The sequence below is a fragment of the Clostridium collagenovorans DSM 3089 genome, assembly GCF_900130005.1.
Classification (GTDB): Bacteria; Bacillota; Clostridia; order Clostridiales; family Clostridiaceae; genus Clostridium_D; species Clostridium_D collagenovorans.
In genome coordinates, this window is the sequence record NZ_FQXP01000003.1 from 760,334 (window position 1) to 780,887 (window position 20,554).

General features: G+C 29.0%; 19 protein-coding genes and 1 riboswitch. Of the genes, 2 read left to right on the plus strand and 17 right to left on the minus strand.

The genetic code is table 11. From position 1 onward, the window contains the following. Window positions 1-2: 2 nt before the first annotated feature. From cobM to BUA48_RS03645, 11 genes are all read right to left on the minus strand, one after another. Window positions 3-752, minus strand: a complete 750-nt coding sequence (cobM, locus tag BUA48_RS03595) for a precorrin-4 C(11)-methyltransferase (RefSeq protein WP_072830152.1) — start codon at window positions 750-752, stop codon at window positions 3-5. A gap of 46 nt (window positions 753-798) precedes the next feature. Further along, window positions 799-1,464 (minus strand): cobalt-factor II C(20)-methyltransferase, encoded by a 666-nt coding sequence (locus BUA48_RS03600; protein WP_072830154.1) that lies wholly within the window; start codon window positions 1,462-1,464, stop codon window positions 799-801. 1 nt (window position 1,465) lies between these two features. Further along, the gene (gene cbiT, locus BUA48_RS03605) at window positions 1,466-2,041 is read right to left on the minus strand and encodes a precorrin-6Y C5,15-methyltransferase (decarboxylating) subunit CbiT (RefSeq protein ID WP_072830156.1); all 576 of its coding nucleotides are present in this window, start codon (window positions 2,039-2,041) and stop codon (window positions 1,466-1,468) included. 54 nt (window positions 2,042-2,095) lie between these two features. After that, the gene (cbiE, locus tag BUA48_RS03610) at window positions 2,096-2,707 is read right to left on the minus strand and encodes a precorrin-6y C5,15-methyltransferase (decarboxylating) subunit CbiE (protein WP_072830158.1); all 612 of its coding nucleotides are present in this window, start codon (window positions 2,705-2,707) and stop codon (window positions 2,096-2,098) included. A gap of 8 nt (window positions 2,708-2,715) precedes the next feature. Then, window positions 2,716-3,816, minus strand: coding sequence for a cobalt-precorrin-5B (C(1))-methyltransferase CbiD (gene cbiD, locus BUA48_RS03615; protein WP_072830160.1), 1,101 nt, complete (start codon window positions 3,814-3,816; stop codon window positions 2,716-2,718). Between the two features lie 30 nt (window positions 3,817-3,846). After that, entirely contained in the window at window positions 3,847-4,473 is a 627-nt protein-coding gene (locus BUA48_RS03620; protein ID WP_072830162.1) for a precorrin-8X methylmutase, read from the minus strand. Window positions 4,474-4,659: 186 nt separating this feature from the next. Beyond that, entirely contained in the window at window positions 4,660-5,988 is a 1,329-nt protein-coding gene (locus tag BUA48_RS03625) for a cobyrinic acid a,c-diamide synthase CobB (protein WP_072830164.1), read from the minus strand. Between the two features lie 3 nt (window positions 5,989-5,991). Beyond that, entirely contained in the window at window positions 5,992-7,071 is a 1,080-nt protein-coding gene (locus BUA48_RS03630) for a pyridoxal phosphate-dependent aminotransferase (RefSeq protein ID WP_072830166.1), read from the minus strand. 155 nt (window positions 7,072-7,226) lie between these two features. Continuing rightward, the gene (gene cbiB / locus BUA48_RS03635) at window positions 7,227-8,189 is read right to left on the minus strand and encodes an adenosylcobinamide-phosphate synthase CbiB (protein ID WP_143147656.1); all 963 of its coding nucleotides are present in this window, start codon (window positions 8,187-8,189) and stop codon (window positions 7,227-7,229) included. An 18-nt stretch (window positions 8,190-8,207) separates the two neighbouring features. After that, on the minus strand, window positions 8,208-9,731 hold the full coding sequence (locus BUA48_RS03640; protein WP_072830170.1) for a cobyric acid synthase: 1,524 nt from the start codon (window positions 9,729-9,731) through the stop codon (window positions 8,208-8,210). A gap of 27 nt (window positions 9,732-9,758) precedes the next feature. Continuing rightward, entirely contained in the window at window positions 9,759-10,601 is an 843-nt protein-coding gene (locus tag BUA48_RS03645; protein WP_072830172.1) for a sirohydrochlorin cobaltochelatase, read from the minus strand. A 190-nt stretch (window positions 10,602-10,791) separates the two neighbouring features. Further along, a riboswitch (cobalamin riboswitch) is annotated at window positions 10,792-10,972 on the minus strand. 352 nt (window positions 10,973-11,324) lie between these two features. Here BUA48_RS03645 and BUA48_RS03650 point away from each other — a divergent pair. Beyond that, on the plus strand, window positions 11,325-11,906 hold the full coding sequence (locus BUA48_RS03650; RefSeq protein ID WP_072830174.1) for a flavin reductase family protein: 582 nt from the start codon (window positions 11,325-11,327) through the stop codon (window positions 11,904-11,906). A gap of 124 nt (window positions 11,907-12,030) precedes the next feature. Here the strand turns inward: BUA48_RS03650 and BUA48_RS03655 are convergent, their stop codons facing one another. The 4 genes from BUA48_RS03655 to glsA all read right to left on the minus strand — a co-directional run bounded on the left by BUA48_RS03655 (window position 12,031) and on the right by glsA (window position 17,077). Next, window positions 12,031-12,585 (minus strand): lytic transglycosylase domain-containing protein, encoded by a 555-nt coding sequence (locus BUA48_RS03655; RefSeq protein WP_072830176.1) that lies wholly within the window; start codon window positions 12,583-12,585, stop codon window positions 12,031-12,033. A gap of 51 nt (window positions 12,586-12,636) precedes the next feature. Continuing rightward, window positions 12,637-13,254 (minus strand): dephospho-CoA kinase, encoded by a 618-nt coding sequence (coaE, locus tag BUA48_RS03660; RefSeq protein ID WP_242944287.1) that lies wholly within the window; start codon window positions 13,252-13,254, stop codon window positions 12,637-12,639. Beyond that, window positions 13,241-15,877, minus strand: coding sequence for a DNA polymerase I (polA, locus tag BUA48_RS03665; RefSeq protein ID WP_072830178.1), 2,637 nt, complete (start codon window positions 15,875-15,877; stop codon window positions 13,241-13,243). The genes coaE and polA overlap by 14 nt, the downstream gene beginning before the upstream one ends. A gap of 282 nt (window positions 15,878-16,159) precedes the next feature. After that, window positions 16,160-17,077: a glutaminase A gene (glsA, locus tag BUA48_RS03670; RefSeq protein ID WP_072830180.1), complete on the minus strand. Its 918-nt coding sequence runs from the start codon at window positions 17,075-17,077 to the stop codon at window positions 16,160-16,162. A gap of 220 nt (window positions 17,078-17,297) precedes the next feature. Here glsA and BUA48_RS03675 point away from each other — a divergent pair, with 220 nt between their 5' ends. Then, on the plus strand, window positions 17,298-17,756 hold the full coding sequence (locus BUA48_RS03675) for a DUF4883 family protein (RefSeq protein WP_072830182.1): 459 nt from the start codon (window positions 17,298-17,300) through the stop codon (window positions 17,754-17,756). Window positions 17,757-17,894: 138 nt separating this feature from the next. Here BUA48_RS03675 and BUA48_RS03680 read toward each other — a convergent pair whose 3' ends face one another. Both BUA48_RS03680 and BUA48_RS03685 read right to left on the minus strand, forming a co-directional pair. Continuing rightward, window positions 17,895-19,100, minus strand: coding sequence for an MFS transporter (locus BUA48_RS03680; RefSeq protein WP_072830184.1), 1,206 nt, complete (start codon window positions 19,098-19,100; stop codon window positions 17,895-17,897). A gap of 372 nt (window positions 19,101-19,472) precedes the next feature. Continuing rightward, a complete protein-coding gene (locus BUA48_RS03685; protein WP_341465232.1) occupies window positions 19,473-20,537 on the minus strand; it encodes a uroporphyrinogen decarboxylase family protein in 1,065 nt (354 codons plus the stop codon). Window positions 20,538-20,554 lie beyond the last annotated feature (17 nt).

The window sequence follows — 20,554 nt, forward strand, 5'->3', positions numbered from 1 at the left end:
TTTTACTTTCCTTCTCTGAACATGTGAGTAAAAGTTTTATCATATAGTTTACTCTTTTCATAATCACAATCAATAAAGTCACCAACTAAAATTTGAGCACATTTAACTATTCCAGCTTCCTTTATTTTGTCAGCTATATCATCTAAAGTTCCATATATAACTCTTTGATCTTCCCATGTTGCTCTTTCAACTACAGCTATAGGTACATTTCTTCCATAACCTTTTCTTAATTTTGCTACTACCTTATCAATCATACTAATTGATAAGAATATAGCCATAGAAGCACCTATTTTAGCTAAGTTCTCTAAGTCTTCTGTTTCTGGAACTGGAGTTCTTCCTTCTACTCTAGTTAAAATTAAAGTTTGAGTAACACTTGGTAATGTAAATTCTTTTTTTATTGCAGCAGCTGCAGCTGTACATGAACTTACCCCTGGAATAACTTCATAGCCTATTTCCATTTTATCAAGTTCATCCATTTGCTCTTTAATAGCTCCATATATAGAAGGATCTCCTGTGTGAAGTCTTACTATATTCTTATTTTCTTTATGAGCCTTTTCCATAACTTCTAAAACGTCATCTAAAGACATTGATGCTGAGTTATGAATTTCTACTCCCTCTTTACAAAACTTCATGTGTTCACTACTTACTAAAGAACCCGCATATATAACAACATCTGCCTTGGCAAGTGTATCTCTACCTTTAACTGTTATTAAATCAACATCTCCTGGACCTGCACCTATAAAATAAACCATTTTTTATTCTCCTTTTACCTTTAGATTTTAATACTATAATCTTCTTCTAGTTTTTTCTAGCAATTATTAAACTCATATATTCTCTACTATTAATTATATCTTCTTTATTTCTAAGAACCTCTTGCCCTTCTCTTCCAGCTCTCTTAACATAAGTATAAGTATAACCTCTTTCTTCTAAGAAGTTAATTACTTCTTCTTCTACTTTATATACTTTCATTATAACTAAGAATTTTTCATCCTTTATTGAATCTAATCTAGTAGCTGGAGTTATTAATAAAGGCTCATCACCTATAACTAAGTGTTCTCCTGCAATTGATGCACAAGCACAAAATGAAGTTATTCCAGGTACTGTTTCTACCTCATAACCATGATCTTTTAAGTGATTTAAAAGATAAATATATGTACTATATACAAAAGGATCTCCAATAGTTAAGAAAGCTACATCTTTTCCACTACTTAAAAGTTCTTCAACTTCTTTATAAGCTTCATATATTTTAGCTTCTTGCTCTTCTCCACCCATTGGGAAGTGTTTAAATAAAACCTCTGTTTCATCTTTTATATATTCTTTTGCTGTATCATAAGCAATACTTTTACCATTAGCCATTGCTGTAGGTACCACAACGATATCTGCCTTTTCTAATACCTTAACAGCCTTTATAGTTAGTAATTCTGAATCTCCTGGGCCTACACCTATACCATATAATTTTCCCATTTTAGTCCTCCTCAATAGTTTTTTTACCACAAACGATAAAAATCGGATTTAATGCTATTAACATATAGCTCTGTCCTCTAGTTTTGCTAATTGAAACTTGAGTACATTGTATTTTATATCCTAAACTTTTTAATGTCTCCATAGCGGTATGAACATTGTTTAAAGTTATAAAATTTAAAACCATGGTTCCATTATTATTTAACTTATCATGACATAATTTTATAATTTCTTCTAATTCCCCACTACTTCCACCAATAAATATAGAATCAAAAGTGTCCTCTAAGGTAGCCAAAACAGCACCCCCAGAGCCTTCAATTACTTCAAGATTATTCGCATTAAATTTCTCTTTATTTAAATAAATTGTTTTTAATGCCTCCTCATCTTTTTCTATAGCTATAACTTTACCCTCTGTACAAATTTTAGCAGCTTGAATGCTTACTGATCCAGTTCCTGCACCAACGTCAAGCACCTTATGATTTTCTTCTAATTCCATTTTAGAAATACTAAGAATTCTTATTTCTTCCTTTGTCATAGGACAATCGCCTCTTAAAAATTCTTCGTCTTTTATATATTTCATGATATTCTCCTATTCAATAAATATTATTTCCTCTAAAAATACATAATTTAATATTTATTTTTTTATTATTACAACGGATAATTCATTAAATTCTTTATACTGCACATCTTCTAATTTACCACAGGTTATAATTTCATCTTCATAAGATAAATTTTCACCTACATAAATTGTAGCATCAATGCCCTCTTCAATTAACATCTTACAAAGAACATTAGCTTTGTATTTTTTATCCGTAAGCCAAAGTGTCATATCATTTTCTTTAACCTTAGATATAAATTCTCCTTCTCTCCCATGCATACTTCCTAAATATGCTCCTTGCCAAGGCAATGAAAGTTTTGAAGTCAAATATTGAAAAGAACTTATACCTGGAATAACTTCAATTTCAGACTCTGTATTATTTTTCACATAATTAGTTATTCCATAGTAACAAGGATCTCCTGATGCTAAAATTCCTATATTTAATTCTTTATTTTTATTTAATATATCAATGGTATCCTTAAGTGTATTTATTACAAGTTTTTGCCCCTCTATAAAGTCTATACTTTCAACTGCTCTTTTAAATCCTATAATTAAATCCACAGATTTTAAAATTTCAGTAGCCTTAGGTAAAATATAATCTTTATGTCCAGGTCCTAAACCCACAATAAAAATCTTTCCTTTATTCATAACTATACTTATTCACCTTTGCTTTCTTTTTTATTAAGGCTATTATATAATATACCCTCTTTCATAGAGTATAAAATCACTTCTGCATGCATTTCTTCTCTACTATAAAGATATATTCTATTTTTTATTTTTTCTCCTATACTGCCATAGATGTAACTATACTCCTTTGGAATAACCTTAATGGCACCCTCTGTTGTCTTTTCACTATATACCTTTTTAATAAGTTCTATAGGAGCACCCTCTAAGGCTAACTCAAGAGCTATAACCTCAAGTCTAACATCACAAACTCTACTGTGAGTTTGAAAACATCCCGCTGATATTTTACTCATTTTTCCTATATGTCCTACCATTAATACAGTTTTTATTCCATATTCTAAACAACAGTCTAAAGCAAATCCAACAAAGTTTGACATAGTAACTATTTTATCAGGATTTATATTAAGTTCCTTACATTGATCTTCTCCCATATTTCCAAAAACCAAAACCAAATCCTTATATCCTTTAGCAACCTTTTGTCGTATTTCAAGCTTTATGGAATCCTTTAAGGATTCTTCCGACATAGGAGTAACTATACCTGTGGTTCCAAGAATAGAAATACCTCCAACTATATTTAGTCTAGGATTAAAGGTTTTTTTAGCAGTTTCTTCTCCCTTTGGTACAAAGATTGTTACTTCAACACCCTTATGATCTGGCAATACTTCTTTCACTGAGTACTCTATCATCTTTCTAGGTACAGGATTTATAGCCGCTTCTCCCTTTGGTATGTATAAGCCTTCTCCCATTACTGTTCCAACGCCTTTACCACCCTTTAAAGTATATCCACACGCTTTCTTTTCTGCTCTAGCCCATATTTCTAAACCATGGGTAGCATCAGGGTCATCTCCGCCATCTTTAATTATGCAAACCTCAACATAGTCCTTTTCTTTTATAATCTTTTCTAAGGGCATAGTTAGTTCTATACTATTAGGAGTTGTAATAGTAATTTCAGCTAATTCAGCATCATTGTATAAAATGTCTACAGCCGCCTTAGCCGCACCCGCTGCACAAGAACCTGTAGTATATCCACATCTTAATTTCTTACCATCAACAGTTACATACATATCAAGCATTATTATCAACTCACATTCTTTAGATTTAAACTATGATCTATCTACTATCATATACATTAAGGCATTCACAATAGATGCTGCTACAGTACTTCCACCTTTTCTTCCTCTTACAGTTATCATAGGAATATCTAACTTTTCAATTTCTTCCTTTGATTCTGCAGCACCTACAAATCCTATTGGAGCTCCTAATATAAATTTTGCATTTGCTTTTCCTTCTTGAATTAGTTCTTTTAATCTAAATAAAGCTGTTGGAGCATTTCCAAAAACAAAGAACTCAACACCGTCTTCTACAGCTTTTTCAAGTCCTGCCATTGAACGAGTTATTCCTCTTTCCTTAGCTATTTGTGCAACTTCTGGTTCACTTACATAACATACAACCTTACATCCTAAGCTTTCTAATGCCTTTTTATTAATACCTGATAAAGCCATCTTAGTATCTGTATATATTGTAGTTCCCTTTTTTAGCACTTCTAAGGCTGCATCTATAGAACCTTCTCTTATATAAACTATATCTTTATACTCAAAGTCTGCTGTGGTATGAATAGTTCTTTTTATTATTGATAGTTCTCTTTCAGAGAAGTTATGTTCTCCCATTTCCTCTCCAATTATTTCAAAACTTCTTACTTCTATATCCATAGGTTTTTTTATATATTCCATATTAATTCTCCTTAATTCTCTCTTTTAAATTATATATTTTTTAATATTAAAACTTTATTTTCAAATCTCTTACTTATAATTTTCATCGTATTTGTATTACAATAAGTATCCTTTAACATATAAATATTTTTATAGATTAAAGATATTCAAATATAAATTTGAGATATTATTTAAAACTTATATTAATTACTTTAATAATTCATTTATAAACTCTAAGTTACCGAAGAAGTGAACATGAGCATATGCACCTAAGGTATTATTTTTAACATAGCCACATTGCCATGTCTTTAACTTACCCGTAAAGCTTTCTTTTCTCACTTCATATATTTTTTCTTCTTTTAAGTCAACATAAGATTTATGAAATTCATGACAGTTGATTTTTAACCCCAAAGGTAACAAATCATTTTCTTTATTTATTACTATTTTGGCATATCCAAAGTTCTGTAATTTAGTACTCATATATGTTGATCCCTCATAGAAAGAAACCAAGTCTTTTCTATGACAAGCTTCTTCATCTAAAGAATAAATTGCTTGTGTAAGATACATAAGCCCTCCACACTCTGCATATGCCTTTACTCCATTTTCAAGAGCTGAGAGTATACTTTCTCTCATGCTTATATTTTCCTTAAGTTCTTTCATAAAGACCTCTGGATATCCACCACCAAAGTATATAAAATCTAAATTCTTAGGTAGTTCCTTATCCATCATAGGACTGAAGTATATAACTTCTCCTATTTCTTCTAAAAGTTCTAAGTTCTCCTTATAATAAAAGCTAAATGCTTTATCATAAGTTACTCCTATTCTTAAGTTCTCTCTTTTTAAATGAAAGGTATCTTTATATTTTTTTGTTTCAACAAAACTTTCATATAATCTATCTAAGTCAACCTTTTCTTCTAAGAGTTTAGCACAAATTTCTATTTTTTCTTCTATATCTTTTATTTCACTACTTTGAACTAATCCTAAATGTCTACTTTCTAAGCTTAATCTATTATCAGTAGGAAGATATCCAAAAACAGGCATATTACAGTTAGTTTCTATAGCCTTTTTTAATAACATATAATAAGAAGGAGATATATTATTTAAAATAACTCCAGCTATATTAGCATTTTTATAATCTCTTATTCCGTTTATTTGTGCACACAAAGTTGCAACCTGTGCTTTAGGAGATAATACTAACACAGTTGGTAAGTTTAAAAGCTCTGCAATCTCATAAGTAGAACTCTCTTCTCCTATTCCTTTTCCATCATAAAACCCCATTACCCCTTCTACAATAGCAAGATCTCCTTTTCCCCTGGAAAAGCTAGCTTTAACACCTTCTTCTCCCATAAGATGAAGATCTAAATTTCTAGAAGTAGTGCCTGTTATCTTAGAATGGAATGCAGGGTCTATATAATCAGGACCTACCTTATATCCTTGAATCTTATAACCTCTATTTTTAAAGGCTTTCATAAGTCCAAGAGTAATGGTAGTTTTACCTCCCCCACTTGCATTAGATGATATTAATATTCCTTTCACAGACTACACCTCTCCTTCAATGCTCTTAAATATCTGTAAAACTTTTAAGTTAAGTTCTCTGTCCTTAATGGCTAATCTTATATATCTATTATTTAATCCTTCATAACTTCCACATTTTCTAACCAAAAGTCCTCTTTGTAAAGTAAGTTCATAAAGTTTTTCATCACTTAAATTTTTTAATTTACACAAAACAAAGTTTCCACTTGTCTCATAGACTTTTTCGAAAAGTTCTATTTTTTTAAGTTCTGCAAGGAAAAACTTTCTTTCTTCCTTAATCCATTTTATGGATTTATTTATATAATCACTATCGCGTAAAACTTCACTTACAGCAAATTCTGCAAAGGTATTTATATTCCACGGAAGTTGTTTTTTTCGTATTTCTTCTAAATATTTTTTATCACTACAAATTCCATAGCCAAATCTAATTCCTGGCATAGCATAAAACTTAGTAAGTGCTCTTATGATTACAAGACAACTATATTTTTCAGTATAATTAATTAAACTTTTACTCATATCTCCTATAAACTCAATAAAAGCTTCATCTATAATAACTCTTTTTTTATTATCATTACAGTAACTTAAAATCTCAATAAATTTATCCTTCTTTATTATCTCTCCATTAGGATTATTAGGATTTCCTATTACTATAGCATCAACTTCTTTTGTTTTATTCATGATATCTTCGTAATCATAATCAAGAGTATATCCTATATTTTCAATATAGGTTTCTCTTAAATAAGAATATATTATTCTGCAATTATTTTTTCTAGCACTACATTCATATTCACCAAAGGATGGTGCTATAATTAAAATGCTTTGCTCTTGTGAAATAGTAAGATCTATTATTTCTGCTGCACCATTTCCTAAAATAAAATATTCTTTATTTATATTATTGTAATTAGCTAAGTCTTCTTTAAGACTTCTATATTTAATATCCGGATACCTTGTTAAAGCATCCAGAGCTTTTAAAATATTTTCTTTAAATCCTTGTGGTACTCCCAATGGGTTTATGTTAGAGCTATAATCGATTAACTCCTTACCCTTTAAAATACCATCTGTATATACATCTCCACCATGTATCATTTACTTCATTCCTCTTTACCTTTTTATTTATAAAGACCTTACTCTTTTCTATTTGTACCTTTTTAGTACTGTTATCTTTTAATTTTATAAATTATAAAACTAAAAGATAACAGCTTAACTTTATATACCATATAAATCTTTTTAAAAATCTCTTATTACATAAATTTAAATATCAAAATATTTATAATAAAATAAATTAAAAATAATAAGCTTTCTGATGAATACATAAGCTTTATACACTGATTTATATGATGCATACTTAGTTCCTTTATGCTATCACCAATAGTAGGCTTATATATTACTTCACCAAAATACACATTAGTACCTCCTAATTGAACTCTCATTGCTCCAGCAGCTGCTCCCTCTGGATAAGCACAATTAGGACTTTTATGATTTCTTCTATCTCTAATCATAATTTTTATAGATTCAAAAATATTCCCTTTAACAATTGGTGCAGATAATGCAATAAGAATACCTGTTATCCTTGCAGGTATGTAATTAAAAACATCATCTACCTTAGCAGGAAAAAATCCTATATACTTATATTTTTCAGTTAAATATCCTAACATAGAATCCATAGTGTTAATACCTTTATACATCATAGCAAAAGGTGCTCCAAAAATCATAGCATAAAACAAAGGTGCAATTACTCCATCAGCTGCATTTTCAGCTATTGTTTCCACATCTGCTCTTATTATTTCATGTTCCGAAAGTTGAGTTGTATCTCTACCAACAATATAAGACAACTTTACTCTAGCATCTTCTATATCATTTTTTTCTAAAGAATAGTAAACTTTCTTACCTTCTTTAGCAAGACACTTACAAGCAAGCACCATCCATAGCATAAAAATATTTAAACAGTGGTGTACTATAGGTACCTTTCTAGTTAAGTACAAGATAATAAAGGGTATTATGTAAGATACAAAAGCAACTATTATAACGATTAGTCCACCAAAAGCCTTTAAGTTTTTCTCCTCTTTACATAATTTCCTGCCCTTTTTCTCTAAATAAGATATTAACTTTCCAATATATATAACTGGATGTGGAAACCCATAAGGGTCTCCAATAATCCAATCTATTATTACTGCTAAGAATATATCCAAGACATAAAAACTCATATTTATCATTCCCATATTTTATTTTTCTTTTTTACCCTTAATTCCTAAGGTCTTATATATTAACTCCATATCAATAGAGTTCCTAACTAAATCTGCTAACTTATCTAGTTCCTTTTCTCTTATATTTTCATAAGTACTAGATACTTTTTTGTCTATACCTTTTCTTTCTCTTAAAAGGTTAGCTACATACTCTCTAAACTCAACCCCATCAAAAACTCCATGTATATATGTACCAAATACATTTCCTTTTTTATTTATTGCTCCATCATTATAAAGAGTTGCTTCTTTGTTCTTTTCATAAATTTCAAACATAGGCTTAGCTTTTTCTCCATAAGTACAAGTACCCATATGAATTTCATAACCATAAACTTCCCCTTTGAAGCCTATGAAATTATTTAAGTCATTTACACTTGCAACTTTTCTTAAAGCCTTAGCTCTTGTTGTAATTTTTTTCTCTTCAAATACTGTTTCTATATCTAATAAATTCATTCCCTCTACTTCTTCAATAGAAGATTCTGTGAAGTAAGGATCTTTTAAAGATTTACCTAGCATTTGATATCCACCACATATACCCATTAACAATCCATTCTCTGCATATTCCTTAATAGCCTTTTCAATACCACTATTTCTTAAATACATAAGATCCTCAATTGTATTCTTACTACCTGGAATAATTAACATATCTGGTGTACCTAACTCCTCTAACTTAGTTACAAATCTTAAGGAAATATCCTCTTCTAAAGCTAAAGCATCAACATCTGTAAAGTTAGACATTCTAGGAAGTTTTATTACTACAACATCAATTTTATCTGTTATCTTAGTATTTAATTCAACAGCTCCATCCTCATCTTCTAAATCTAAAGTAAAGTGTGGCACTACTCCAGCACAAGGTATATGTATAATATCCTCTAGCATGTCAAGTCCTGGTTTTAATATCTCCACATCGCCTCTAAATTTATTGATTACAGTTCCTTTAACTCTTTGTTTTTCATCCTCTGATAAAAGCATCATTGTACCAGCTAAAGAAGCAAAAACTCCACCCTTATCAATATCTCCTATTAAAAATACAGGTGCATCAACTAACTCTGCCATTCCCATATTAACTATGTCTCTATCTCTTAAGTTAATTTCTGCGGGACTTCCTGCCCCCTCCATAACCACAATATCAAATTCTTCTTCAAGCTTTTCAAATTGCTCCTTAAGCATATCTCTAAACTGTAATTTCATATTATGATATTCCATAGCCGTAGAGTTTCCGTAAACCTCACCATTAACTATGATTTGACACTTTTTATCTCCTGTTGGTTTTAATAAAATAGGATTCATATAAGCTTCTGGCTCCCTGTTACATGCATAAGCCTGTAAAACCTGAGCTCTTCCCATCTCTTTACCATCCAAGGTGATATAAGAATTTAAAGACATATTCTGAGATTTAAATGGAACAACGGAATATCCATCCTGTGTTAGTATTCTACAAAGCGCAGTTACTAATATGCTCTTTCCAACTGATGATCCAGTGCCCTGAAACATTATTTTAGCCATATCTTCCACTCCTTAAAACATAAAAAATTACTTTCTTTTTTTCATTCCTTTTTTTGTTTTGCCTACATGGCAATACTTTCCTTCTATTATATCATGTAAATGTTCTATATATATGTCTTGAACCTCTGGGAATTCACCAATTCCTTTTAAAATAATATCTACATCAAATCCTAATTCACTTAATATTACTTTCCAAGAATCTTCTTCATCCCCTGCCATATCATGTTTAGCATGATCTCCAGCCACAAACATAAATGGCATTAAAGTTACTTTCTTATGATTGTTTTTATTTAAAAATTTAATTGCTCTATCTAAGGTTGGATAGCCTTCAACTGTAGCCATATAAACCTTATCATATCCCTCATCAACTAATACGCTTTCAAAGCAACTATATACTGAATTAGATGGATGCGCTGATCCATGTCCCATTAATACCACAGCTCTATCCTTAGGTATGTAATTATTCATAGCCTCTAATAGTATTGTGTAGTCATCTGGTATATCCTCTTCTTCACTTTTAAAGTATAATAAAGGTCTACCAATCTTAATAACCTTAAACTTATTTAAAAACTGATGGAAAGTTACTTTTTTTATGTAATCAAACTCCTCTCCAGGTATTAAGTGTAGCGGTTGAAGATATACTTCTTCGTATCCCTCATCTGCTAATTTATTTAAAGCTTCTTCTGGCGTATCAACGTATATACCGTAGTTTTCTTTTAATCTTTTAAGGATGATATGAGATGTATAGCACATTTTCACTTCATAACCTTCAAATTCCTTTTTTATTCTCGACTCTATGACATCAATAGTAGCTTTTCTAGTATCTTCATGAGTTGTTCCAAAACTTACAATCAATATTGCTTTTTTCATATTAAACTCCTCCTTATAGTAAAAAAAGACTTCCAAATATACATTTTGGAAGTCCTTCTATTAATAATACATCTATTTATATAATTCTTAATTTGATAATTTACCATAATTCCCTTGAGATTATTTTCCATATCAAATAATTATACATCTCAGATCTTATACTAATAGATTATCCTTCCCTCCGAGTGATAAATCTATTATACTTTAGGCAGGTCTCCTGACTTATGAATCTATCTCCCCTTACCCTTCCCATAAGCATGAACTTAAAGTGGATATGTAAGGTTTGTCCTCAATTACAGTAGCGGGGGCTGTTGTGGGTTTTCACCACATTCCCTTTTCACCAAATAGGAACCTAAAGTACAACGATATTAACTTTTCATTTTTTCTTATATTAATAGTCTATATTAGGTAAAAAAATTAGTCAATAAAAATTATTACTATTTTTATTTTCGGAATTTTAATTATATTCGTAAATAAACCTATAATAATAAATTTATTCTTTTCATAACAAGTATATATACTTAATATATACTAAATCTTACATATTATTCGCCTTAATACTTTTTTTATTCTTCTTATATAAATAATCTTTTATTTATATAAGTCATTGTAAAGTTTTCCTTTATATTTTATAATAAACCTTTATAAGGATGAAGTAAATAATATTTATTTATATTGCTTATATTTTTATTAATAATTGTAATAAAAGAAAGAGAGATATATATGGAAAAGCAAAATTTTAAAGGAAGTGTAATGTTAAATCCTGCTCCAGCAGTTTTAATTACTTCAAAAAATAAAGAAGATAAAGTCAATGTATTTACAGTTGCTTGGATAAGTACGGTGTGTACTAAACCTCCTGTAATTGCAGTAGGTATACGTCCTGAAAGACTTTCCTATGAGTACATAAAAGAAAGTAAAGAATGTGTTATTAATTTACCTTCTAAGGACATGGTTAAAGTTGTTGACTTCTGTGGAGTTCGCTCTGGTAGAAAACTAGATAAAATCAAACACTTTAACTTAGAACTTAACGAAGGAGTAAGCATTAAAACTCCATCTATTGAGAAATGTCCTATTGCAATGGAATGTAAGTTAAAATCAATAACTCCACTAGGAACTCATGATATGTTTTTATTTGAAGTTACAAACATTAAAGTTAATAATGATCTTATTGATGAAAAGGGTAAAATTCATTTTAATAAAGCAAACTTAATATGCTATTCTCATGGAGAGTACTTTGGAATTAATTCTAAAGCCTTAGGTTCTTTTGGATATTCTGTTCAAAAAAAATCTAAAGTAAAAAAATAAGATTTTACTTTATAAATAATTAATTAAAAGACCAACTTAAGTAGTTAACATAGTTTTATATTCTATATAAACTCTGCTTAACTACAAGTTGGTCTTTTAATATTTTAAACTTAATTTTAGTTATTTAGTACTCATAAAGCCTATTATAAATCTTATAATAAAATTTAACCTTCTTTACATAATCATCAGTTTCTTTAAATGGTATACTATGCAAATCTGTTCCGTTTCTTGAGTAATTAATATCCTTAAGCCATTTATTAACATTTCCTCTTCCACCATTGTATGATGCTAAAACCAGATCTAAATTCTCTCCGAATTCTCCTTCTAAGTTTTTAAGGTACCATGTTCCTAACTTTATATTTATCTCTGGATCATATAAGCTCTCATCATTGAATTCAGTAATACCCATTTGATCCACTATCCACTTAGCTGTTGGTGGAGTAACTTGCATTAAGCCCTTTGCATTTTGTCTTGATGTAGCATTGCTATCAAAATTACTTTCAGCTTTTATTACTGAAAGAATTAAGTATGGATCAACATCATACTCTTTTGCATATTTGCTTACTATTTCTCCGTAATTATCAGAAAACATTCTTCTTCCAATACTTTTATAACTTAAAGCAGCTATTATCACAATGATGATTAAAAATAATGCAAATCTTTTTAAAAATTTTTTCATTCTTCCCCCTTAATAACTTTTAAAGGGTAAGTTTAAATAATGTCACCCTTATTATGATTCAAAATAATTTAATTCCTTTAAAATAAGATTTATCTTATTTTTAGTTATTTGGAAGTTTTTATTATTATTTATTATAAAGTCAACTTTTTTTCTTTTCTCATTTAAAGACATTTGAGCTTCTATTCTCTTTAGTATTTCACCCTTTGTTAATTTATCTCTTTTTTTCACTCTTTTTATCTGCACTCTTTCCGGTATCCATACAAGAATGTTATAATCCATCTCTAAATGCAATCCTTGCTCAATTAAAGTTGGAGCATCTAATATACATAACTTACTATTATTCTTTTCATGTAATTGAAATTCAATATGTATCTCTTTCTTTATATAAGGAATCATTATATTTTCTAATCTAAGCTTTCTTTCCTCTGTTTTAAATACATAAGCTCCCAATTCTCGTCTTTTTAGTTCATTATGCTCATCAAAAAATTCTTTGCCAAAACACTCTTTTATTTCTTCCTTTATTTCTGGATATTTATCCATTATACCTCTTGAAATAGCATCTGCATCTATAATAGGAATTCCTAAAGACTTTAGATAATTAGAGATAGTACTCTTACCAGAGCCTATTCCTCCCGTTAATCCTATCTTTAACATTTTATTTTGCTTCATACCAGTTGTCTCCATAATTCAAGTCAACTTCTAAAGGAACACTAAGATTTATTGCATTTTCCATTTCTTCCTTTACAATTTTCTCAATTTCCTTAAGTTCTTCTTTATATACATTTAGTATAAGTTCGTCATGAACTTGAAGTATTAATGTAGATTTTAGATTATTGCTTTCAAGCTTTCTTGAAACATTAACCATAGCTACCTTAATAATATCTGCTGCACTTCCTTGAATTGGAGTGTTCATTGCAAGTCTTTCACCTAAAGCAACTACCATTTTTCTAGATGATGCAATCTCTGGTATAAATCTAATTCTATTAAGTATAGTTGTAACCTTTTGAGTTTCTCTAGCTTCATCTTTTACCTTATCTAGGTATTCCTTTATTTTAGGGTATCTTTCTAAATAAGTATCTATATATTCCTTAGCTTCCTTTTTAGTTATACCTAAATCTTTAGCTAAGCTAAAATCTCCTATACCATATACTATTCCAAAGTTAACAGCCTTAGCATTACTTCTCATGATAGATGTAACCTCTTCTACTGGTACTCTAAATACCTCTGAAGCAGTTTTTCTATGAATATCACTATGCTCTTTAAAAGCATTAATCATATTTTCATCTCCTGCAATATGTGCAAGAACTCTTAGTTCTATTTGAGAGTAATCCGCAGAAAGTAGTACACATTCTTCACTATCTGGTATAAATACTTTTCTAATTTCTCTTCCCATTTCATACTTTATAGGTATATTCTGAAGATTAGGTTCTGTACTTGAAAGTCTTCCAGTAGTAGTAACTGTTTGATTAAAACTAGAATGAATTTTTCCATCAATATCAATTACATTCTTAAGACCTTCTACATAAGTTGAATATATCTTAGTAAGTTGTCTATAGTATACTATCTTTTCTATGACAGGATGACTATCCATAAGTTGTTCTAATACCTCAGCATCAGTTGAGTAACCTGTTTTTGTTTTCTTTTTAGCTGGTAAATCTAATTTCTCAAACAAAATTTTTCCAAGTTGCTTTGGTGATTTTATATTAAATTTCTCTCCGCATAAATCGTAAATTTCATTTTCCATAGAAGCTATTTCAATACTGAATTTTTCACTAAGTTCCTGTAGCTTCTCCTTATTCACCTTTATACCTTGTTTCTCCATAATTGCAATTACTTTTATTAAAGGCATTTCTACTTCATACATAAGTTCATTCATATTCATTTCTGAAATTCTTTCCTTATAGTATGTGTAAAGCTCCTTTAAATAGAAGGCTTCTTTACTTCTATAATCTATGCTGCTTTCTTCTATATTATTATGTAATATACCCTCAATTAATGTTTTTAAAGAATATTCTTTTTTTCCTGGGTCTACTAAGTATGCAGCTATCTCAACATCAAATTTAATATCCTTAGGTCTAATTCCTAAGTTTATAAGCGAAGTATATATATGCTTTACATTATGAGAAATTAAACTTATATCTGTACTAGTAAAAAGTTCTCTAAGTAATACAATAACTTCTTCTTTGTTTTCATTTAAAAGTTCATTGATATTAATTACATAGTTATTTTCTTTATTGTTTATATATAGCTTATCTATAGAGGTTTTAGAGGTTATACTTCCATCTAATATATCACCTAAAAGATAAACTTCACCCTCTAAATCATTAACAACCTTTTTTAAGCTTATAACTGCTTTAACTTCTTCTATTCTAATCTCTAATTCATCATGTGCCTCAACTTGTTCAGTTGAGCTTACTTCATTTAGCTCTGGTATTTTATTCAATATATTTTTAAACTGTAATCTTAAAAATATCTCTCTTAAGCCATCAACATCTAGTTCACTTTTAGACTTTATCTCCTCTAAATTCAAATCAATTGGAGCATCTAAAATTATAGTGGCAAGTTTCTTGCTCATAATAGCTTGTTCTTTATATTCTGTAAGGTTCTCTTTTAATTTTTTTCCACTTACCTTATCTATATTATCTAAAAGATTTTCTATAGTTCCATATTCTTGTATTAATTTAAATGCTGTTTTTTCACCTATCCCCGGTACCCCTGGAATATTATCAGATGTATCTCCCATTAATCCTTTTACATCTATAAATTCATTAGGTGTAATATTAAATTCTTCTATGAATTTATTTTTATCATAAACTTGAACTTCAGTTAATCCTTTTTTAGTTAAAACTACTTTCACATTATCTGTAGCTAATTGTAATGCATCCCTATCTCCTGTAATTATGAAAGTTTCTATATCGTTTTTATCTGCAAATACAGAAAGTGTTCCTATTAAGTCATCACCTTCAAAACCTTCTTTTTCAAATATACTAATTGAAAATTTTCTTAAAATGTCCTTAGCTATTGGAAACTGTTCTGCTAACTCAGGTGGCATCTTTTTTCTACCAGCTTTATACTCTGTATATTCTGTATGCCTAAAAGTAGGACCTTTTTTATCAAAAGCTACCACTATATAATCAGGTTTATAATCCTCTTTTATTTTTATTAACATATTAGTAAATCCATAAAGAGCATTAGTATGTAACCCCTCTGAATTAGTAAGTAGTCTCATGGAAAAATACGCTCTATACAATAAACTATTCCCATCTAAAATAACTAATCTTTCTTTACTCAAATTTATCGCCTACCTTCTTCGCGTAACCTAAATACTTTATTAACTATTATTAACTTTTAATATGTACTTAAGATTACCTAACTTTAAACTTTAATTTAATAAAAGTCATAAATATAGTTTATCATTATTTTTATATGCTACACAATAGTATTATTCCGCTCTTGCTCATTAATACTCTCTATAATTTTCTAAAAGACTCTTTATTAATATATAATACCCAAAAAAGGTAATTCTGAATAACTCAAAATTACCTTTTTTAAAAATTTTCATTCAATTCTTTATTTAGAAAATACTTAAGTCAAACTCCTTAGATAAAGCTTCTAGAACTTTTAATCCCGCTATACTATTTCCATGGTCATCTAAAGAAGGTCCAAATACCCCAATTCCCATTCTTCTAGTAACAGCACCTAATATACCACCGCCAACTCCACTTTTAGATGGAATTCCAACATGAACTGCATATTTTCCTGAACCATCATACATACCACAAGTAACCATAATTGTTTTTATAATTCTTGATACTTCTCTTGATATTACTCTCTCATCATTCCACGGCATTACCCCTGCATTTGCAAGCACAGCACCTATTCTAGCTATATCTCTACATGTAACTTCTATAGAACAAACTCTAAAATATACATCTAGAACTTCTTCAACATCACCTTCTATTACTCCTGTGCTTTTCATAAAATATGCCAAGGCTCTATTTCTATCTCCTGTAGCTTTTTCTGATTTATATACCTCTTCATTGACACTGATAGTATCATTACCAGTTATCTTTTTCATGAATCTTAAAATTCTTTCAAACTTTTCTTCAGGACTATTTCCATTTATTAAAGAAACTATTGCAATAGCTCCTGAGTTTATCATTGGATTCAAAGGAATATTTCTATCATGGCCTTCTAAATTAGTTATAGAGTTAAAGGGTTGTTCCGTTGGTTCCATTCCAACCTTAGAAAAAACATAATCCTTACCATTATCACATATAGCTACCATCAAAGTTATAACCTTAGAAATACTTTGAATTGTAAACTTTGTTTTATAATCTCCTGCAAAAAACTCCTCACCATCTAAGGTTGTAACACAAATTCCTACTGCATCTCTATCACCCTTTGCAAGCTCTGGTATATATGATGCTACTTGTCCCTCTATTGTCCATTTTCTCGTATCTTTAATTATGTTATCTAATATTCTTTGCATATTAACTCACCCTTTTGTATTTAAAATTATACAATGTCTTTTATGTATATCCATACTTATTATATATACTTTTATGGTACTTTGTAAACAATCCAATTATTATTAATTTTTAAGCCTTATAAAAGTAATTATAACTCTTTTAAAGGATTTTTATAAAAGAAATCATAATAAATAGACTCCGCTCATATTTTAATATATACAATTATTTAGGAGTGATTTTATGAAAAAATTGATTTCACTTTTTATAATAATAGTTATGAGTATCTCTTTATTAGGTTGTAAGAGTACCTTTACTACAGAAAAACCCGGTAAAGACTATTATACTAAAAAGTTAATCTCTGATTTGTCTACATATGAAAACTGTCATAGCAATGCAGTATATATGAATTTTTACAAAGGAAAAAGGCTTGAAGTAGATGAACTATTGACAGCACGTAAATTTCTTAAGTATCTACAACCTGAAAACTTTATAGCTAAACCAGAGGATCTACCAGATATGCCTATGTATAAAATGTATTTTACCTTTGAAAATAGTAAATATGTTTTAAACATTTACAATCAAAAATATATATCAATTTATCCTTGGGACGGAGAATATGAAATGGATTTTATTGACATAAGTAATTGCTATACATCCTATAATTTATTTTCTTTATGTGAATATATTTTTGATAAATAACATCTTATATTAAAAAAGTAGTATATAAATATTTATTGATAAAATATTTATATACTACTTTAATACATTTTTAATACATCCTTCAAAGAATTAAACAAGAAAAATTTCTATTTAAAGTATTCCAAAATCTATTGTATCTTAACCTTCACAGGATGACTTCTTATTTGGCAAGCCTAAAGCTGCTATTACTGATGCAGTTAAATTTCCTACTATAGCAATAAAAAATACATATTTATAGGATGCTGACCACAATACCCCTATAGCTAATGGAATTATGAAACTTAAGGCATTAGCTACTGATGATAATAACCCTAAAATCAACACCCCATTACTATCTTCAAAACAATCAAAAAAGTATGCAAAGGAAATTGGTGCGAATATATCCTTTATCATGGTTAATACAATGCCAATAATAAAAAGTGTTACACTATTAGTAACCATAAAGATAGCTGCCGGAAGTATGTCAAAGGCTAAATCAAATACATATACCCACTTTCTTCCGAATTCATCAGATAAGCTTCCTATTATAAGCGCACAAATTGAATTAATTATAGTTATAGCCCCAAACATAGTCATTATATTAGATGTGGATATACCTAAGGATGTTCCTAAAAGCGGTACAAAGTTTAGGGTTGTAGCATAAGTAGTAGTAGCAATTTCTACAATTAAAAAAATCCAAAATCGTCTATCTTTCAAAATAGTATTTATTGAATTTCTATTTAACTTATCTTTGCAATGCTCCTCTTCATTTTCTTCTTTCATAAAACTTGTTTTTTTATAACTTCTAAAAATAAGTATACACGGTATAATAAACATAAAGCTAAATATTGTATAAAAAGAACCTATATTAAACTTACTAATATATACACTTCCTAAAAATAATCCTATAGATATAGCTCCAAATAAAAATAAATCTCTTAAAGCAAAAAATTTCCCTCTATTTTCTTCCGGTAAACTATAGTTAATAGAATTTCCAAAAGAAAAGTTGAAAATAGTTCTACCTAATACTATAATAATTAAAAACATAAATATAATAACTGAATTTTTCGAAGTTGCTCCTGTTAAAAAACCTCCTAAAAGACTTAAGACCATAGCAAACACCGCTATTTTATAAGGATTTATTTTTCTAGTTAAATATGCTACAAATGCAGGTAAAAATATATGAATTACATTTATAATAGATAAAAATATTCCATAGGATGATTCATTAAATCCCTTATATTCTAGTAATAAAGGAATTATTTTTTCAAAGGGTCCATTAACTATAAAAAAAGCAAAATAAATTAAATATACATTTAAGTATTTATAATTTATAACTTTTTTATAAGATTTTATAAAGTTCATGTTTCTCCTCCTTTTTAAAGCTATAAAATTCATTTTATTATATTGTATAAATTATATTTTGAAATTTTTTACCTTATATAGATTTTAGATATGTGTTTTATTTAATAATATTTTTTATTTACTATATTCTTAAATTCACTACATACTTACACACTTACTCTTTGAGTTATTAATAAAGTTTATATTTATTAACTTTAAAATAATTTTTTCTATGTCTTTTATCATATCATTTTTTATCATATAATGAAATATTTACATGTTTAATTTTGTATATAAAAAGCTTATACATGATATTTAATTCCTTAAATAATCATATATAAGCTTTATGCTTTATATTTACTTAATTAAATTGTACTAGCTGTACTTAAAATCTTAATATTGAATAGGATACTTACCATAAATTCTTGCAGCATCCATCATAGCCTTTATATTTTCTACTGGAGCACCTATTGGTATTTGGCACCCAGTACTTAATACAAATCCTTGTTTGCTATCATAAGCTTCCATTATACACTTTTTTGAAGCTTCCATTACATCCTGAGTAGTACCATTTCTCATAATATTCACAGGATCTACATTTCCAGCTATGCACACCTTTTCACCAAGTACTTTTTTAGCTTTTGATAAATCTTCCACATTATCTATACTAAAACTAGTTACCCCTGTTTCTAAAATACTTTCCCAAAGGTCTGCGCTTTTACCGCATATATGAATACTTGTACCCATTCCAGTTAACTCTCTCATTTTATCAACACATTTTTTCTGATATGGCATAGAAAATTCTTTATATTTTTTCAAACTAATCATACTTGTAGATGAGATTGGGTCAGACATTCCTAAGCCTACACCCATACTAGCAAATTGTTCAATTATCCTTAAATTAGTTTCAGTAACTACCTCTAAAAGAACATGTACCTTTTCTGGGTATTTTATCATACCCTTCATTAAATTCTCTGTACCTACAACCGCTGCTGCTGCACTTAATGGTCCAGCTATATCACTGCCTACTTCTACTAAATGTCCTATTCTCTTTATAACTTTTCCTAAGGCCTCAAAGGCTAAAGGCAATTTACCATCCTTAAGTGGATTAGCTGGAGATAAATTATCAGCCTCTCTAATGTCCTTTAATACCGGTTCTTCTAAATAGGAAATTCCATTTGTAGGATAAGCAATTTTACTTCCTAAAGCTTCAGCTACTCCTCTTAATGTAGTTCCAACTCCGACACTATCATGTCCTATTTTTTCAAATAAGAATACTTCAAGATCAGCAATTTTATCTGCTGAATGATAATATTCAGATGTTGTAACTCCCATAAGATTTGCCATAGTAACACCCATAGAAGGCATACATGGTATTCTGTCTATTTCTTCTCCCTTTGAAAATGCTTCCATTCTCTCTCTAGGAGTCATCTTATCCTTCATAATTTCGCAATTCACTGTAATCCCCTCCTAAA

Excerpts from the sequence above, each read along its gene's own strand:
- cobM (WP_072830152.1), bottom strand. The coding sequence starts at position 752 with ATGGTTTATTTTATAGGTGCAGGTCCAGGAGATGTTGATTTAATAACA.
- BUA48_RS03600 (WP_072830154.1), bottom strand. The coding sequence starts at position 1,464 with ATGGGAAAATTATATGGTATAGGTGTAGGCCCAGGAGATTCAGAATTA.
- cbiT (WP_072830156.1), bottom strand. The coding sequence starts at position 2,041 with ATGAAATATATAAAAGACGAAGAATTTTTAAGAGGCGATTGTCCTATG.
- cbiE (WP_072830158.1), bottom strand. The coding sequence starts at position 2,707 with ATGAATAAAGGAAAGATTTTTATTGTGGGTTTAGGACCTGGACATAAA.
- cbiD (WP_072830160.1), bottom strand. The coding sequence starts at position 3,816 with ATGCTTGATATGTATGTAACTGTTGATGGTAAGAAATTAAGATGTGGA.
- BUA48_RS03620 (WP_072830162.1), bottom strand. The coding sequence starts at position 4,473 with ATGGAATATATAAAAAAACCTATGGATATAGAAGTAAGAAGTTTTGAA.
- BUA48_RS03630 (WP_072830166.1), bottom strand. The coding sequence starts at position 7,071 with ATGATACATGGTGGAGATGTATATACAGATGGTATTTTAAAGGGTAAG.
- cbiB (WP_143147656.1), bottom strand. The coding sequence starts at position 8,189 with ATGAGTTTTTATGTCTTGGATATATTCTTAGCAGTAATAATAGATTGG.
- BUA48_RS03640 (WP_072830170.1), bottom strand. The coding sequence starts at position 9,731 with ATGGCTAAAATAATGTTTCAGGGCACTGGATCATCAGTTGGAAAGAGC.
- BUA48_RS03645 (WP_072830172.1), bottom strand. The coding sequence starts at position 10,601 with ATGAAAAAAGCAATATTGATTGTAAGTTTTGGAACAACTCATGAAGAT.
- BUA48_RS03650 (WP_072830174.1), top strand. The coding sequence starts at position 11,325 with ATGGAAAAGCAAAATTTTAAAGGAAGTGTAATGTTAAATCCTGCTCCA.
- BUA48_RS03655 (WP_072830176.1), bottom strand. The coding sequence starts at position 12,585 with ATGAAAAAATTTTTAAAAAGATTTGCATTATTTTTAATCATCATTGTG.
- coaE (WP_242944287.1), bottom strand. The coding sequence starts at position 13,254 with ATGAAGCAAAATAAAATGTTAAAGATAGGATTAACGGGAGGAATAGGC.
- glsA (WP_072830180.1), bottom strand. The coding sequence starts at position 17,077 with ATGCAAAGAATATTAGATAACATAATTAAAGATACGAGAAAATGGACA.
- BUA48_RS03675 (WP_072830182.1), top strand. The coding sequence starts at position 17,298 with ATGAAAAAATTGATTTCACTTTTTATAATAATAGTTATGAGTATCTCT.
- BUA48_RS03680 (WP_072830184.1), bottom strand. The coding sequence starts at position 19,100 with ATGAACTTTATAAAATCTTATAAAAAAGTTATAAATTATAAATACTTA.